Annotated in this window: 20 protein-coding genes; 18 read left to right on the plus strand and 2 right to left on the minus strand. The window is 35.1% G+C overall.

All coding sequences use genetic code 11. The features are described 5' to 3' along the window. The first annotated feature begins 289 nt into the window (after positions 1 to 289). The 5 genes from BM260_RS16495 (at position 290) to BM260_RS16515 (ending at position 4520) form a co-directional block, all read left to right on the plus strand. Positions 290 to 1351, plus strand: coding sequence for a hypothetical protein (locus BM260_RS16495; RefSeq protein WP_093538456.1), 1062 nt, complete (start codon positions 290 to 292; stop codon positions 1349 to 1351). Between the two features lie 134 nt (positions 1352 to 1485). Continuing rightward, positions 1486 to 2049 carry a GNAT family N-acetyltransferase gene (locus tag BM260_RS16500; protein WP_093538457.1) on the plus strand — a complete coding sequence of 188 codons (564 nt, stop codon included), beginning with the start codon at positions 1486 to 1488 and terminating at the stop codon, positions 2047 to 2049. Positions 2050 to 2243: 194 nt separating this feature from the next. Beyond that, positions 2244 to 2798 carry an RNA polymerase sigma factor gene (locus tag BM260_RS16505; protein WP_175496333.1) on the plus strand — a complete coding sequence of 185 codons (555 nt, stop codon included), beginning with the start codon at positions 2244 to 2246 and terminating at the stop codon, positions 2796 to 2798. Next, the gene (locus tag BM260_RS16510) at positions 2795 to 3835 is read left to right on the plus strand and encodes a DUF4030 domain-containing protein (protein WP_093538459.1); all 1041 of its coding nucleotides are present in this window, start codon (positions 2795 to 2797) and stop codon (positions 3833 to 3835) included. Before BM260_RS16505 ends, BM260_RS16510 begins: the two co-directional genes overlap by 4 nt. A gap of 139 nt (positions 3836 to 3974) precedes the next feature. Further along, positions 3975 to 4520 carry a GNAT family N-acetyltransferase gene (locus tag BM260_RS16515; RefSeq protein ID WP_093538460.1) on the plus strand — a complete coding sequence of 182 codons (546 nt, stop codon included), beginning with the start codon at positions 3975 to 3977 and terminating at the stop codon, positions 4518 to 4520. 154 nt (positions 4521 to 4674) lie between these two features. Here the strand turns inward: BM260_RS16515 and BM260_RS16520 are convergent, their stop codons facing one another. Further along, positions 4675 to 5565: a LysR family transcriptional regulator gene (locus tag BM260_RS16520; RefSeq protein ID WP_093538461.1), complete on the minus strand. Its 891-nt coding sequence runs from the start codon at positions 5563 to 5565 to the stop codon at positions 4675 to 4677. 103 nt (positions 5566 to 5668) lie between these two features. On the opposite strand from BM260_RS16520, the gene BM260_RS16525 reads away from it, so the two are divergent. From BM260_RS16525 to BM260_RS16590, 13 genes are all read left to right on the plus strand, one after another. Next, positions 5669 to 6739, plus strand: coding sequence for a citrate/2-methylcitrate synthase (locus tag BM260_RS16525; RefSeq protein WP_093538462.1), 1071 nt, complete (start codon positions 5669 to 5671; stop codon positions 6737 to 6739). Between the two features lie 114 nt (positions 6740 to 6853). Beyond that, positions 6854 to 7096, plus strand: a complete 243-nt coding sequence (locus BM260_RS16530) for a hypothetical protein (RefSeq protein WP_093538463.1) — start codon at positions 6854 to 6856, stop codon at positions 7094 to 7096. A gap of 117 nt (positions 7097 to 7213) precedes the next feature. Next, positions 7214 to 8557, plus strand: a complete 1344-nt coding sequence (locus BM260_RS16535; protein ID WP_093538464.1) for an amidohydrolase family protein — start codon at positions 7214 to 7216, stop codon at positions 8555 to 8557. Between the two features lie 21 nt (positions 8558 to 8578). Further along, positions 8579 to 9442 carry a hypothetical protein gene (locus BM260_RS16540; protein WP_093538465.1) on the plus strand — a complete coding sequence of 288 codons (864 nt, stop codon included), beginning with the start codon at positions 8579 to 8581 and terminating at the stop codon, positions 9440 to 9442. Then, positions 9432 to 10193 carry a class I SAM-dependent methyltransferase gene (locus BM260_RS16545; RefSeq protein WP_093538466.1) on the plus strand — a complete coding sequence of 254 codons (762 nt, stop codon included), beginning with the start codon at positions 9432 to 9434 and terminating at the stop codon, positions 10191 to 10193. Before BM260_RS16540 ends, BM260_RS16545 begins: the two co-directional genes overlap by 11 nt. A gap of 97 nt (positions 10194 to 10290) precedes the next feature. Next, positions 10291 to 11031 carry a metallophosphoesterase family protein gene (locus BM260_RS16550; protein ID WP_093538467.1) on the plus strand — a complete coding sequence of 247 codons (741 nt, stop codon included), beginning with the start codon at positions 10291 to 10293 and terminating at the stop codon, positions 11029 to 11031. A 158-nt stretch (positions 11032 to 11189) separates the two neighbouring features. Further along, complete coding sequence (locus BM260_RS16555; RefSeq protein WP_093538468.1) at positions 11190 to 12149, plus strand: MBL fold metallo-hydrolase; 960 nt, start codon at positions 11190 to 11192, stop codon at positions 12147 to 12149. A 37-nt stretch (positions 12150 to 12186) separates the two neighbouring features. Continuing rightward, positions 12187 to 12918 (plus strand): class I SAM-dependent methyltransferase, encoded by a 732-nt coding sequence (locus tag BM260_RS16560; RefSeq protein WP_093538469.1) that lies wholly within the window; start codon positions 12187 to 12189, stop codon positions 12916 to 12918. A gap of 454 nt (positions 12919 to 13372) precedes the next feature. Beyond that, positions 13373 to 13933 carry a DEAD/DEAH box helicase family protein gene (locus BM260_RS16570; protein WP_093538471.1) on the plus strand — a complete coding sequence of 187 codons (561 nt, stop codon included), beginning with the start codon at positions 13373 to 13375 and terminating at the stop codon, positions 13931 to 13933. 170 nt (positions 13934 to 14103) lie between these two features. Then, complete coding sequence (locus tag BM260_RS16575; protein ID WP_093538472.1) at positions 14104 to 14394, plus strand: DNA-binding protein; 291 nt, start codon at positions 14104 to 14106, stop codon at positions 14392 to 14394. A gap of 123 nt (positions 14395 to 14517) precedes the next feature. Further along, positions 14518 to 14958, plus strand: a complete 441-nt coding sequence (locus tag BM260_RS16580; protein WP_175496334.1) for an NUDIX hydrolase — start codon at positions 14518 to 14520, stop codon at positions 14956 to 14958. 133 nt (positions 14959 to 15091) lie between these two features. Further along, entirely contained in the window at positions 15092 to 15865 is a 774-nt protein-coding gene (locus tag BM260_RS16585; protein ID WP_093538474.1) for a GNAT family N-acetyltransferase, read from the plus strand. Between the two features lie 84 nt (positions 15866 to 15949). After that, positions 15950 to 16462 (plus strand): DUF2441 domain-containing protein, encoded by a 513-nt coding sequence (locus tag BM260_RS16590; protein ID WP_093538475.1) that lies wholly within the window; start codon positions 15950 to 15952, stop codon positions 16460 to 16462. Between the two features lie 15 nt (positions 16463 to 16477). Here BM260_RS16590 and BM260_RS16595 read toward each other — a convergent pair. Beyond that, positions 16478 to 16570: IS3 family transposase (locus tag BM260_RS16595; protein WP_139219922.1), on the minus strand; the 93-nt coding region annotated here is incomplete at its 5' end.

The raw sequence follows: 16570 nt of genomic DNA on the forward strand, positions 1-16570 counted from the left end.
GATTAAAACAGAATATTGTATTTGGAAATGAAACTAGCTATTTTTTCAGTGGAAAAACGAGCCAGATATATTAATGGGCTGTGGTGTCATAGTTCCGATAACACATCATAAAAATGTATTTGAACTGAGGAAATAATGGAACGATACATATGAATTGCTTTTAATGGCAAAAGAGTACCTTGATGATTTGCATCTGCCAGGTGGGATTGCCATCTACATATAATACCGAGATGTATAATGATAAGCCTTTAGCTGGAAAGGTCAAATAAAGTTTAAGGGAGGGAAGGAGATGAGAAAGCAAGTAATAATCTTGCTCATATTAGCTAGTATTTGTATAAAACCAACCTCTATCTTTGCAAATGGCACGAGTTATTTTGAAGAGCCTACCACTCCTACTGGACATGTCTTACCACTGGAGGAAAGTGTGATCAGTATAGAGGGTGAAAAATTATATATAGAAATTGAACAAGAAGGAGAAGTATCCCCCTATCAAATGATGTTTGCAAATATTCGAGTAATATATGAAATGGAAAACAAAACGGAAGAAGATCTTCTAGTACCTATAGCATTCCCACAGCCAGGTGTGTCAAGCGAATGGAGTGTAGACTTAGATGGAACGGATATCTCTATAACCGGTAATGCTCCTTTTTACCCAGAAGAATTAATAGGGAATAAACCACACAGGGAATGGATCGATCCAAGAACAGGGCAAACATATTCCTTTAGAGGGTATGATCTAATAGGAGCATCCGGTAAATTAGGAGCAAAAACATTTAATATCACTTTGAATGCAAAGAGCAGACATACGTTAACTATTGAATACAAAGCAGATTTAGGTATAGATGAGAGAGCCAATCTCCATCCTATTTACCGCTTAGATTACCTACTGCATCCAGCGTCCTATTGGAGTGAATTTAAAAACTTAGACATAGAAGTTAAAGTTCCAAAAAGGGCTAGTGTCTATGTCAATTTACCATTACAAAAAGAAGGTAATACGTATGTAGGGGCGTTTGATACACTTCCTGAAGGAAATCTCGTAGTATTCCTATCTCCGCATTCTGGTTTACTGTTTAACCTTTTTACTTCTAGAAGTGTAGCTCTACTTGCACTTGTTATAATGCTACCCATTTATTATGTGATAATCCGGTTAATGAAGCGAACTTCCCTAAAACATCAAAAGGGCATATCACTAATTATTTTGGGGGTATTTGCTTTAGCAGGTTTGGATATCGTAAGACATAAAATACTAGGATACCCAATAACTATAGTTCAATATATCCTTTACATCATATGCTTATTAATTTTATGGTGGATGTGGAGTCGAGTATTTAGAAAGAATGGAAAGTTATAGAGAAATAATAACGACTGATTGTATAAGTATAATCCGCAAGTTAACACATGATTTTAATGTTGAACTACTTGAAGATTCTTCACAAGGAAAAGTGATATTAAGAATTACGTAGAAATACAAGAGTAGGTGAAGAAATGCAGTTTTCAAAGTTAGTTATAGAAACGGAAAGGTTCATCATACGTCCTTTTCAAAAAGAGGATTATAGTAATTGGTACGAGCAGTTTGACAACAGAATGCCCTCACAATATACATATGATGATGGTCGCCCTTTAAATATGCCTACTTCTACTGAAGAATGGTTTGTTGAATGGATTGAAGGCTTTAATGAATTAGCTAAAAAAGATGAAATGTACATTCTTGGGATATTCCGTAAAGAAGATGGAGTAAACGTTGGAAAAGTTGAACTTATAACTATTTTACGAATGGATTACCAGTGGGCCATGATGGGTTACTCCATTCACAATCAGTATTGGAACAATGGGTATGGTTTGGAAAGTGTATTAGCAGCTACTGAAGCTTTCTTTTCCACTTTGAATTTTCACCGAATTGAATTACATATTAATATCGATAATTATCCCTCGATACGTCTCGCTGAAAAAGCTGGATTTATCTTTGAATGTGAAAGAAAAGAGTTTTCGCTAGAGAATGATCAGTGGACTGACTTTTTGATTTACTATAAAAATCATAAAATAGAATGATATAAACAAAAATTGTACATAAATAACCAGGTTCATTGAACTTGGTTATTTATTTAATATCAACGTATTATTAGTGAACAAAATACAGGAGAAGCAGGATAAATTCAATTTCTTTTCCTTTTTTAAAATATTTGTGCGTCCTAAGTAGCCTCACCGTCGCCTAAAAGGTAGGAACAATTAAAGGGGGTTTACGCTTGGAACAGAAAACACTGATATCACGGATTCAGAAAGGGGAGGACGAAGCTTTTGCTGAACTAGTCACTCCTTTGATTGAGAAGGGTTACAGGACCAGTTTCGGTATCCTGAAGTCGAAGGAACAGGCAGAAGAAGTTGTCCAAAATGCTTTGGTTGAGGCATATCGAAATATCATGAGTGGAAAAGAAATTACTTATTTCAACACCTGGTTTTATAAACTGGTTTCTCACCGATCCATCGACGCTTGGAGAAAGAATGAACGCTTGAAAGAATCCCCGCTTGAAGTCGAAGTGGTAACGGACAAGTATAGCGTGATGGAATGTCTACTAAAAGAGGAAACCGAAAACGAGATTAAAAAGGGCATATCATCCCTCGATAACAGTGACTACAAAATCGTACTCATCCTTTACTATTACCAAGAGCAAGCAATCCAAGAAATATCAGAAATGCTGGGACTGAAAAGCTCTACGGTCAAATCCCATCTTCGCCGGGCAAGGAATGCTCTGAAAAAAAGGTTGATCGAAAATCAGTTTATAGGGGTGAATACACAATGAAAATCGATGAATCCGTGAAGAAAGAAATTCAAGAAGAGATGGATAAAATCCAGACACCACCTTCCTTATACGAATTTGCTAAAAATATTAGCAAAGAGTCGAAAAATAGAACAGACGTTGAAAAGTCAACAGGAAGAAAAAGAGAAAGGAGAAAACTGCATTTTGTAGTAGCTGCTGTTATCAGTTTTGTAGTCCTAACAGGTTCCGCATTCCTTAGTCCAACCATGGCGGAAGTAGTATCGAAAATTCCGTATTTAGGGCAAATATTTTATAAACCTATTCAAGAAGTAATCTGGGAAGATTTGGCGAAAGAAGGGTATCAACTATCAGCTATTGGCATAGGGAAATGGGAACAGAAGCCATACTTTGACATAGAGCTGAATGAAACGGAAGAATACGTCAAGCAAGAAGAGGGCAAAGTTATAAATCTTTTGAATGAAATTTTGGATAAAAGGGGATATGACAACTACGAGTTAATGGTTTCTGCCAAGAATGAGAATGAGGTGTCATCCGTTCAAAAAGAGATAGACAAACAAAGGGAGGAACTGGGTGAGAAGTTGATGTCAGACTTGGAGGGAGCAGGATATCCGATTATGAATGTTAACACATACGGCCCTGTAGTTAGTGTGTACATCCCAATAGCTGATGAAGCTAAGAAAGTAGAAATCTACAAGGCGGCGATTGAACTATTAAAAGCAAACGAAACACCAAAACAGGTACAAGTTATAACTCGAGACCTTTCAGAAGAGGAAATCGAGAGTCGATGGATGCCCGTTATGAGTAGCATAGAAGAAGAACTCTTTCTAAAAAAAGAATATGAGGTAGCTGACATTAGATATTCTTACAATCCTGAAAAAGTATCTATTACCATCATGACGAATATGAAATCCTCGGATCTAGAGACTAAAGAGACGGTAACCAAAATCCGAAAAGAAATTACTGATTTCCTAAATAGCGAAGAAGTAAAAACAAAGACAGAGAATCATAAATTTGAGTTAATTATCCAAGACAAAAACGGCGATGATTTTCTGTTTTAACGAATCACACAAGCTGTAGCTACAGACACTAATGTTTTCTTAAAGGGAAATTTTGTTATTCAAATGCTATTCTCTTACCTTAGCTTGCTATGTTTCAAAGTAATTAAAATAAATGACGATAAATCGAGGGGATGATTTTATGGGATTTCCTGAGTTAGAAACGAATCGACTGAATTTAGTTCAAGTAAGAGAGGAACATACAGAAAGCTTTTTCGAAATTATGTCAAAAGATGAAGTGACTAAATATTACGGTATGGATAGCTTGAAAAGTATAGAAGATGCTAGAAAAATAGTAGAGTCCTTCCAAAGCACATATGAATGTAAAAGTGGTATCAGGTGGGGCATTGTATTAAAAGATACAGGTGATTTTGTAGGCACATTAGGTTTAAACAACCTGAGCACTTATAGTAAGAAAGCTGAGATTGGGTTTGAATTGCACCCTTCTCATTGGAATAATGGAATTACCTCCGAAGCAGTAAAAGAAGTTTTAAGATACTCGTTTGAATATTTGGAGCTGATCAGGATTGGTGCAGTGACTTATCCGCAAAATGAGCCATCTATACAATTATTAAAGCGTTTAGGTTTTACTAAGGAAGGTCTGTTGAGGGGATACCTCTATCAGAATAATCAATCACACGATGCTTTCATTTTTTCATTGTTAAGAACTGAATGGACAAAAATATAATGAAGGTAAAGGGGACTATTATTAAATAGTCGAATATCGAAATAGTTATGGCTTAGTTCTCCTTGGGAAAGAACTAAGCCATTCCTAATTAGAATGTTCTATTGAATTTTGTACTACTGAATGGGACGAGGTAAAGAATTCCATCGTGTTTTTCTTAAGATGTTCCACCAAAATAATATTTCGATATTTGGTCAATAAATAACTTTTCCAGGTCTCCTTTCTTTTTAACAATGATGAAGGTGGAAACAGTAGGTAATTCAAATAAATCAAAATGGGGCTGCATTACTTTCCCTTCTAATAGCTCACGTCGAACAATCGAGTGAGGTAAAAAGGAGACACCTAGATCATCTTGTACAAAACGTTTGGCAATATGTGCCTGCGTTACTTTCATCGTTCGGACTCCACTAATGTGTTTATGTAACTTCACAAGAAGATCGTCCCAGAAAACAGGATGATGATGTGTAAACAAATAGTTTTTCTGTAAAACTTCCTTAATATCAATCGGTGGACCGCTTTCCTCATCATACGTATCTACTGGCATAACAAATAATATAGGATCCTCATAGATGGAGATGGATTCTACTCCTTTTCTTTGTGCATCGAGTGCCGAAATGCCAATGTTGACTTCGCCAGCATCTACAAGCTCTTCAATCAGATAGGATTCCTCCACCCGAATATGTATTTCTAAGTTAGGTTGTAGCTTCATAAATGACCGTAAAAAATAGGGAAGGATGGTTTCGGCCATGAGAGGTGAAATCGCAATCGTCCAAGTCTGACGATAACCTTGTTTAAAGGCGTGCATCTTGTGAATCGTATTTTCCGTACTATTTACTAACTTTTGTGCTTCAGGTAGAAAATATTTTCCTGCCTCAGAGAGAGTTACTCGATTATTTTGTCTATCAAAAAGAGCGGATCCTAAATGCTCCTCCAGTAACTTGATATGAACAGTCACACTTGGTTGAGACATCAATAACCTCTCAGAGGCTTTTCGAAAGTTCAGTGTTTCTGCAGCGGTACAGAATGTTTTTAACCACTGGTATTCCATCTAAACACCTTCTTTGATTAATAATAGTAATTAATACGATTATATATATTTAATTTTTATTATCAAGTTTTTCTCATATACTAAAGAAAAGGAGGAGTTATAAATGTATCAAAAGGGATTAAAAGATGTAGTAGCAGTTCATACGAAAATTGCTTCAGTGGATGGGGACATAGGGGAGCTAAGATATAGAGGAATACTAGTAGACAAATTAGTAGCAACTAAATCATTTGAAGAGTTGGCAACTTTTATATGGACGGGAGAAATAGATGCTGCGAAAGACTCTAAGATGAATCATTATAGAGAGCTACCTTCCCACATAAAAGCGGTAATAGACGTGCTTCCTAAAGAAGTTTCTTTAATGGATGCGATGAGAACAGCTATATCTGCATTTGCACATCCATCATTTAAAGCAATGCCAATAGAGGAGCAGGCGGTTATATTAACAGCCGGACTTCCGATGATAGTAGCTAGACATTACCGAAACCAACTAGGGCTACCGATTATTGAAGCAAACAACGATCTTTCACACACAGCAAATTATTTATGGATGTTAACTGGAGAAGTACCAAGTGAGGTTCAAGTGGAAGCGTTAGAAACGTACTTAAAACTTACCATGGAGCATGGTTTAAACGCATCGACCTTTGCGGCTCGTGTAACAATTTCAACTGAGTCAGATTTAACAGCCGCCATAACTTCAGCACTTGGGACGATGAAAGGACCTCTCCATGGAGGAGCACCGTCCGGAGTTATTACTATGCTAAACGAATTCAAAGATCCCACGCAAATCCGTACTATCGTAAAAAATAAAATAGAAAATGGCGAAAAGATCATGGGCTTCGGACATCGAATATATAAAACAGAGGATCCTCGTTCCATTTTACTGCGAGAGAAATGTAGCGAGCTTCAAGGTAAAGATCCATGGTTAGATATAGCAACAATCGCCGAAAAAGAAATTATTGAGTTACTTGCCGAATATAAACCGGGTAGAAAATTATACACAAATGTAGAATATTATGCAGCAGCCATCATGCGATCCATTAATATGCCTTCAGAATTGTTCACTCCAACATTTAGTGTTGCAAGAATAGTTGGATGGACTGCACATGCTATAGAACAACTGGAAGACAACACAATTTTTCGACCACAATCTATCTACGTAGGAGAATTAAAATAACTTATGAAAGATGCCGTTTTGGAAATACAAAACGGCATCTTTTTTGATGAGAGAGGGAAACCTCTTCGCCAAGGCGAATATATAAATATGGTGTAACCGGAAGGGGGAGTCATGTTGAAATATTTAATAATGGGAGCAACGACGTTACTCTCAGGAATCATATTATTCGGGATGACATGGATTGCAGTGGCTATTTATTCCACTAGATTAGGGGGATATGAGAATTTTTCAGCAGCTATGTCAGCTATAGGTTATTTTCCGATATTTATAAGTATTATATTAGTTTTAACTGGTATTAGTTTTTTTGTAATGTCCTTTAATAAATACTTAGTAGATGAGAAAACTACTGTGGATTGAATAACAACGGGGAAGAGTATAAATTTAATCGGCTATAAATTAACTGAATAACGAAACTTTTCTATCTCTTTATTAGTATAGTAATTAGTAAGAATACAAAAGGGGAGAAATAGAAGAATGACTAATACGACTATGGTTTTGAGAAATGCCAATGTAATAGACGTGGAAACTGGACATATAACGTTGAAAAACATCATGATAAAAAATGGCCGAATTGCAAGTGTAGAAAATACAAAAGCACAGGAAGAAAAGTTAAACACGGATGTTGTTGTGCTAGATCTCCAAGGGAAATGGGTTATACCAGGACTTATAGACATGCATGTACATATAAAAGAAGGGTATGCACCGCTGTTCACTGCTTCTGGTGTAACAACTGTACGGAATACTGGAGGTAATGTTCATGAGTTAAAGGATATGATTCATGCCTCAATGGAAGCGCCTGTCCCCCGAGTTATTTCAGCTGATCGTATTATTGATGGGCCATCTGGTTTATGGGGTGAAACAAGTCCTTGGAGTATGAATGCGGAAAGCCCTGAAGCTGCAAAAAAAGAAGTAAGAAGACAAGTGGAAGCAGGAGCAGATTTCATCAAAGTATATGGTTGGTTACCTAAAGAGGTGATGGAAGCAGTTGTTGAGGAAGCCAAAATATACAACAAAGAAGTGAGCTGTGATTTAGTCTATTCAAAGGATGTTACTGCAATAGATGCCGCAAAAATGGGCATCCAATGGAATGAACATGCTTCTGGAATCTTACAAGATATATATCCAGAATGGACAATGCAAGCCGATGCCAATGTGTGGAATTCTATACAATGGGAACAACCCGATCTGGAAAAAATAGAACAGGTATGTAAAGTACTTATCGAAAACAAGGTTATTATTTGCCCAACAATGGTGTTATTGGATCAAGCGAAACTTCTAGAGAACTACTGGTATCCCAAAAATGAAGTAACGACGAAGCTTGAAGAAAATGATGGACTGGTTAATCAGTGGAAATACTTTTTAAGCCATACTGCTTCATTGGAAAGTCTGGGGAGACAAGCAACGATGAATAAAGCGATTGCAAAAGTGTACTTTGACTTAGGTGGACAGATTGTTGCTGGAACTGATACCCCTGCGGGAATATTCACGATACCCGGAATGGCGCTCCACCGTGAATTAGAACTGTTTGTAGAGATTGGCATGACAGAAATAGATGCTCTTCGTGCGGCAACTATAAATGCAGCTAAAGCTTTAAAACGTCCAGAACTCGGGGTGATTAAAGAAGGAGCAATTGCAGACATTGTCATATTAGATGAAAACCCATTAGTAAATATAAAGTATACCCAAAAGATTAATAGAGTGATAAAAGGAGGGAAAATATATACACAAAATGAGCTATTCGAAGAAGTTCCAGATGGAGAAACTGTTTTGAAAAATTTAGAATCATTTATGAAATTATTTGAGTCAACTATTAGTTAATAAATGAGGAGGATACGTAGTTTGAAAATAATAGATACTGTCCCTTATTTTTTCACAAGCTATGAAGCTACAACCCAATCTTTACGTGAGTACTTTGCTGCGTTTCCAGAAATATTTGAGGAGTATTTCACTAGACATTGTAAAAATACCGAGGAAAGACATGTGCAATCAATCGAAAAGTATCCACAGCATTTCAATGCGATCAAAGAAGTACATAAAAGTATTCAAATAGTTATTCAAGAAATTGCAGGAGCGTATAACAAAAAATATAATATATCATTCCCCGTTGATATTAATTTGATCGTTGGTGGATTTGGGTCGAATGCGTACACCTATCAACAGATAATACCGAATATTACGTTTGCATTAGAAAAACTTTCCCCCAACCCAGATCATTTACGCGTAATTGTTGCACATGAATTTGGGCATCTTGCTCAAAATATTATATCGGATAATCGGGGAATGGATTGGTCCAAGGTGCAATGGACAAATCCGCTTAATTCGCTTTACAGAGAGGGAATTGCAACGGATTTATCAAGGCAGGTAGTAGATATTATGCATCCTTCTATCTTTTTTTCTTATAATGATGAAGGGAAAGACTGGTATGATTTTGCTCAAGCAAACACTAAAAAGATTAAACAAGCATTTAACGAAGATTACAAAGTATTGACTACAGAAGAAATATTTCATGAATGGTTCTCTATTAATGGTGGTCGAAAATTTGGATATAATAGATTGGCCTATTTTTTAGGTGATCTTTTCGTTCGAAAATACAAGGGAAAACATGGAGAAATAGCTACTATTACTGCTTGGAGGGATCCGGGATTTGAAGTGAATATAGCACAGTGGTTATCTCAAGAGGGAGAAGATATATATGTCAAATAATCTAGAAGAATACAATGATCCTATTTCATATGATATAGAAAATGACGCCTATATGGGAGAACTGAAAATGCTTGAGGAATGGGCAGTCAAACAGGGGGGACCAGTACTAGATTTGGCATGCGGGACTGGAAGAATAACGATTCCTTTAGCGCAAAAGGGACATAACATGATTGGTATAGACATACATGCAGGAATGCTTGAACTTGCGAAGAAAAAAGCAGATCAAGCAAATATACAAATTGAATGGTTGGAGCAAGATTGTACAATGCTTCAATTAGATAAAAAAAGTCCATTAATATATATGGTGGGGAACTCATTTCAACATTTCCATACAAATGCACAACAAAACCTTGTCCTAAAATCTATACATAATCTTTTAGAACAAGAAGGCATTTTTATATTTGGAACGAGATTTCCGAATGCGGAAGAATTACTGCAACCAACTACAGAAGAGTATTGGAAAACTTACACCGATACCCTGTCAAATAAAATAGTAAATGCGTATACAATCAGTAATTATGACCCACTAGAACAAATTCAGCACTATACAACCATAAGAAAGTTTATGGATGATAACCATGTGGCAGAAGAGAGAAAAACAAATATTAGCTTGAGGTATACATATCCAAAGGAAATGGAACGACTGCTTATCGAAAACGGATTAGATATATTGCATGCCTATGGAAATTGGGAAGGCTCCCCCCTAATTAAAGAGAGTAATGAAATGATTTATATATGTAGGAAAATATAAAATGTACAGGGCAGTTAATATAAATAATCTAAAAGATTGTGTATCAACCTGGAAATTAATCAGCGGTATAAGACTGTAATGGAGGGGGGAAATTAGTTTGTCTAAAATAGCTATTATTTCAGATATTCATGGTAATTTAACTGCGTTAGAATCGGTGCTAAAGGATATTGAAAACCGTGGTGTGAATCAAATATTTTGTTTAGGAGACTTGGTCGGTAAAGGTCCGCGTGGTTCGGAATGTATTGAACTTGTTAGAAAGCATTGTGATGAAGTCATTTATGGGAATTGGGATGTGTTTATCCGAGAAGAAACAGATAATGAAATTATTAAATGGTCACAAAGTCAGCTAACAGAAGAGGATTTTAACTACTTGGCCTCCTTACCTTTCCATCTTGAATTTGAGCTAAATGGCAAGATGATACGTTGTTTTCATGCATCACCAAGAAGTGTTTTTGAACGAATTGCACCCGAATATCATTCATTAGCAGAATGTTTGTCTCTTTTTGAAAATAGTGAAGAAACCAACTCACATCATTCGAAGCGTACTCCAGATATTGTGTTTTATGGAGATATTCATCTAACTTTATTAAGAAGTTATGAAATCGGTATCCTTTGTAATGTAGGAAGTGTGGGTTTAGATTTAGTTGATGCTACTTATGTTATTGTGGATGGTTCGCATGGAACTAATTCGATTAATTTTGTACGAGTTCCTTATGACAGAGAAGCAGAGCTTATGGCTGCAAGAGAACTAGGAATGGTAGGTTATGAGCAATATTATAAAGAGATTATGTATGATGAATTTATCAAAACGAAAAATAATGAAGGGAGTGGTGGGTGAAAGTATAGTGGAAATAGAATACGTATTGGAAAATCAATTATGTCAGCTAAATAACTTGAGATAGGAAACAACTCAATAATTATACATAATCTGCATTGGTCTTTAACCAACAGTAAACAAATGGAGATGAATAATATAGATTAAGGAGGAAACAGTATTTGACTAAAGTAGCAGAAACCGATTTTTTTATATTGAATTGTTTAAACGAAGGAGTTTATGCAGCTATCGCAAAACCTGGAAAAGGGGCATGGAGTAATGCTGGTTTTGTTGATTTAGGAGAAGAAGTGTTAGTTTTTGATTCTTTTTCAACCCCATCAGCTGGATTTGAATTAAGAAGATATGCTGAAAATATTACAGGAAAAAGGGTAAAATATTTAATTAATAGTCATTATCATGGTGATCATGTTTTTGGCAATCAAGCATTTGAAGACACTACTATCATTTCTACTTCACTTACCAAGAAGCTGTTTATGGAAAAAAATGTGATCGGTAATTTAGAAAATGAGATTGACGAGACAAAAAAATATCTGAATAATCTTAAATTCCAAATAGAAAATAGTAAAGAACAAATAATACAAGATAGTTTGACCAATCAGTTTAACGAAATGTCAATGGTACTAGTTGACTTACCTCGATTGAAATTAGTTTTACCTACCGTTATTTTTGAAGAAAGACTCATTGTTGAAGGTTCTAAGAGGAAGGTCGAATTGCATTGTTTAGGTGGAGGTCATACCCCAAGCGATACGTTTATGTATTTGCCAGAAGAGAAGATTGTATTTATGGGAGATTTAGTTACCGAGAATCTACACTTACCGATTTTTAATCCGGATGTATACATATCTATCCTAAACCAGGTGAAAGAAATAGATATCATAACTTTCGTTCCGGGACACGGAAATATAGGGAATAGAGAACAATTGATATCCTTAGAACGTTATATTTTATTTTTAATTAACAGCTCACTAAGTGCGTTAGAAAATAATCATACAATTGATACATATGTTTCAGGCTTTATTACACCAAAAGAATGGACCGAGTGGAAAGGTGTAAATGGTATAAAGAATAATCTGATGAGTATATATAATTTTTATTCAAAAGCTAATTCAACTAAAGGTTAATTTTATTGGGAAGTTGGAAAAGAAGGGGTGAGGTTTTATGGAGTATAAAGGATCTAGCGTATACGATCAAACAGATTTTTTTAAAAATTACATGACTAGAAGAAACAGAAGCGATAGCCCAAATAATGCCATTGAAGGACCAATTATGTATGAGTTAATCGGGAGTTTTCAAGATAGTAGCATCTTAGACTTAGGGTGTGGTGATGCATCTTTTGGTAAAGAACTTTTACAGTTAGGAGCAAAAAACTACACAGGAATAGAAGGTTCGAAACATATGGTGGAAGTGGCACGCTCTAACATACTGAAACAAAACGGGACCATACACTTGGAAACAATGGAATCTTATAATTATCCACAAGAGGCATTCGACCTTGTAACATCTCGATTTGCCATCCATTATGTTTCAGACATAAATAGTCTTTTTCAAGAAGTTCACAAAACACTTAAAGAAAACCGAAAATTTGTTTTTAGTATCCAGCATCCACTTACAACTTCATCTTTTGCTAGTAAGGAATCTGGTGATAAACGCGGTAACTGGATTGTCGATGACTACTTCCATGAGGGAGAAAGAAAAGAGCCGTGGATCGACCAAATAGTAGTTAAGTATCATCGAACAATCGAACATTATTTTATGGCACTTAAACAAGCGGGCTTTTCAGTTCTAGATTTACGTGAAGGTACACCTAAGCGTGAAGATTTTAGTAGTGAAGATGAATTTATGAGGAGACAACGTATTCCCATCGTCCTTGCTTTTTCTTGTGTAAAGTAATTTAACGCATTGATTATCCTCCTAATCCCGTCATGAAAATCAATGTGAACTTAACTAAAACAGGAGGAAGTGAATGTACATTTTAATCATCGGTTTTATTATTCTCTTTTTTATCTCAACAACCATAGGACTTCTTATGATGTTCAAGTTTAGAGAGAAAAATAAATATAATGTGGTAACTGGAACTATTGGGTTAGGAACAGGAGTTTTTTGTTTAATAGCTAGCATATTATTTTATTTCAATAATATATAAGGATATTAAAAGAAGCAGGACCAGGAAAACTAACAGGCAAACTCATAAAAAATCTATTGAATACATTAAGTGTAGTGCCAACTATAAAATAACTAACCAAAAATTAAGTATTGGCAGTTCCTTGTATGCATTGAAAATGACTTTTATATAACGATAGAGATTAAAATTCGAAAAGGATAAATACTTTTGGAGGAAAATACGATGAAAAAGTTTGTTTTTATATTTGGACCCCAAGCAGTTGGAAAAATGTCGGTAGGTCAAGAATTAGCTAAGGAAACAGGGTTAAAGCTATTTCATAACCATATGACAATTGACTTATTGGAGCCGCTCTTTGGATTTAGTACGGAAATGTGGAAATTAACACATCTATTTAGACGGGAAATATTTAAGTCATTCTCAAAAAGTGATAGTTATGGAATGATTTTTACTAAGATATGGTATTTTGATAAAAAAGAAGATTGGGATGAAATAGAAAATATGTGTCAAATAGTAGCATCAGAGGGAGCTGATATTTATTTTGTAGAATTAGAAGCTAAAGTAGAGGAAAGGTTAATACGAAATAAATCTACTCATAGGCTTGAACATAAGCCAACTAAAAGAAATATTAAACAATCCGAACAACATTTACTAGGAACTATGGAAAGTAGTAGACTGAATTCAAAAAAAGATGAAATCAAAAATAAAAATTATATCAGAATAGATAATACAGATTTGAGTCCGGAAAAAGTTGCTCAATTAATAAAACAAAATTTTCAATTGTAGTGTTCACAGACTTTTATGAAATAACTAAAACTACATAAAAATATAGGTTCAATATTTAAAGCAAGTCTGCGTTCTTAGAACATAACGTGTGGAAAAGAGTAAGAAAAACAGAAGAATTATTAATAGATTTAGGTAGCTAAAAGTTAGACCTATATTTAGGAGGAGAAACGATGACTTGGTCTTTTATTTGGTTAGCCGCAGGAATTGCTGTTGCGGGATATTTTATTGGAGATGGGTTAAAGAACTTTAAAAATCCAGATGCGAAAAACTTTATTGATTCCTTAGATGAAGATGATGAACATGAATTGATTAAAGAAAATGATGTGCATTATTTTATGGGTATATCGAAAGAAGATGCTAAGTCATTAATCCAAGAGCATTCGGATATTCCACATATTGTTATAAATAGCCAAGTATACTATCAGAAAAGGAAATTACGAAAATGGTTATTGGATGTGTGAAAGTGAATTTCCTCAGTTAAATTTATTGAATCTGTGCCTTAAATGGATCTGAAGATTAGTGTTTAACTTATGTTCGACACCCATATGGTATGTAGGATTTACAAAGAATAGGAGGCAATGACTTTGGAACAAAACACGTCGTCTGTTTACACTCCACCTAAACATTTTCTTTCAGCAGCAACCATTGTGCTCAACGACCACAAGGAAATTCTGCTTATTAAAGGTCCTATGAGGGGTTGGGAAATGCCTGGTGGAATAGTTGAAGAAGGTGAGTCTCTGACAGATGCTGCAATAAGGGAAACTAAAGAGGAGTCAGGAATTGATATTGAAGTTGTAAAATTCTGCGGAGTTTTTCAAAATGTGAATAAGTCCATTTGCAATACTCTTTTTTTAGCCAAGCCAACTGGTGGCATCTTAACTACTTCTCCAGAGAGTTTAGAAGTGGGGTTTTTCCCTATCGAGCAGGCTTTGAAAATGATAACTATTGAAAATTTTAGACAAAGAATAGAATACTGTCTTGATAGTAGCAAACATCCATTTTGTGTGGAATTTGAAAATCTGTGAAAATTGGTAATCTCATATGATTCAATCAATAATACACAATCGAGCAATTTAAGCATCTCTATTCTTAAACTGACATCACCATAATATAGTCACATAAATTTTAGTAATATAATATGAGAAAGTGGGAAATTGAATGATTTATGAAGCCGATGTTCATGTAAGGGAAAAGTTATTACCTATGTTTAATAATATGGATAGCACTATTGTTCTTTCATATCTCCAAGGACATATGGGAACTGCTTGGGTTGATGATCTTGAGAATCCAACGGTTGCGCAGATAACGGTCGGTATTTTTGTATACTTTGCAGGAGACCCTAATACAGAAGCAGCAGAAGAATTACTAAATAATCTATCTGATTTCAGTCTTGTAATTGTCGATACGGACGAGTGGAAAAGTCGTATAGAAACTGTTCACATAGGAAAAATTGAAAAGTTTGATCGGTATAGATTTGAAAAGAACCCAGTGCATTTAGATAGGACACATTTACAGAATCTATTGTCTACATTACCAGAAGGCTACGAAATAAAGAAAGTGGACAAAAAAATAGTAAATGCGCCTACTTTCCACGAAGTTTCCGAGGACTTTGTGAGTCAGTTTAATTCTATTGATGATTTTATAGACAGAGGGATCGGATATGCTATTTTACATGATGGAAAAATTGTTTCGGCAGCAACTTCTTTTAGTATATATGACGAAGGTATAGAGATTGAAATAGCTACAAATTCTGATTATCGAAAGAAAGGTTTAGCGACTATTGTAGCGTCCGCCTTGATATTGGATTGCCTAGATAAAGGAAAGTATGCTAGTTGGGATGGAGCCAACCCTGAGTCAGTTAAATTAGCAGAAAAGCTAGGGTACATATTGAAAGAATCGTATGATACATATTTCATTAATAATACAAAGTAGTTTTCTAAGTCAACTCTTTTTTATAGATTGAGGGCTAGGTACTTAAAATACTTATTGATTTAGATGAGAGATAGGAGTGCGATTATGATAGAGAATGAACTGTATGTTTATCACATTGTCACTAGGAAAAAAATGAGTATAGGACAAATTATTAACTTTGATAAGAACCAAAAGAATACCTTATATAGTTTCTTTTTTGAAAAGGAGCAATTAAATTCTAAAGGAGAGGACTTTTTTCATATCTTACATGAACATTATTCAAGTGAAGGAATGTCTTTGAATACCGAAGATGCCAATGTTGCTATTAAGTATGCCGGCCAGACGATAAGAGCTATTAGAGAAGTGATAGTAGAAATGGTAAGACTTCAAGAATATCCAGAATACCCTTCTAGAATGTCTTGTTTATATGCCACAAAAAAATATGAAGAGGTATTGAAATGGAAAGAATTATTTATTTCCTTTGATCGAAAGGTTTTGCAGATTGTTAAGCTTCGAGTTATTGGAAATTCTTTTGAAGGTGATGGAAATCTCCTGCCAAAGGAAGATGGAGTTCCTTTTTCACGAAAAATAGAACAAGCAAGTGAACTGACCCAATAAAGTTAGACAAATAATTTAAGCAGCTTCTAAGATCTGCGTTCGGTATTCAACCGGGCTCAGGTCTTTTAATTTTGCCTTCATTCGCTTGTGATTATAATACTCCATATA

The organism is Psychrobacillus psychrotolerans (assembly GCF_900115805.1).
In the GTDB taxonomy this organism is placed as follows: domain Bacteria; phylum Bacillota; class Bacilli; order Bacillales_A; family Planococcaceae; genus Psychrobacillus; species Psychrobacillus psychrotolerans.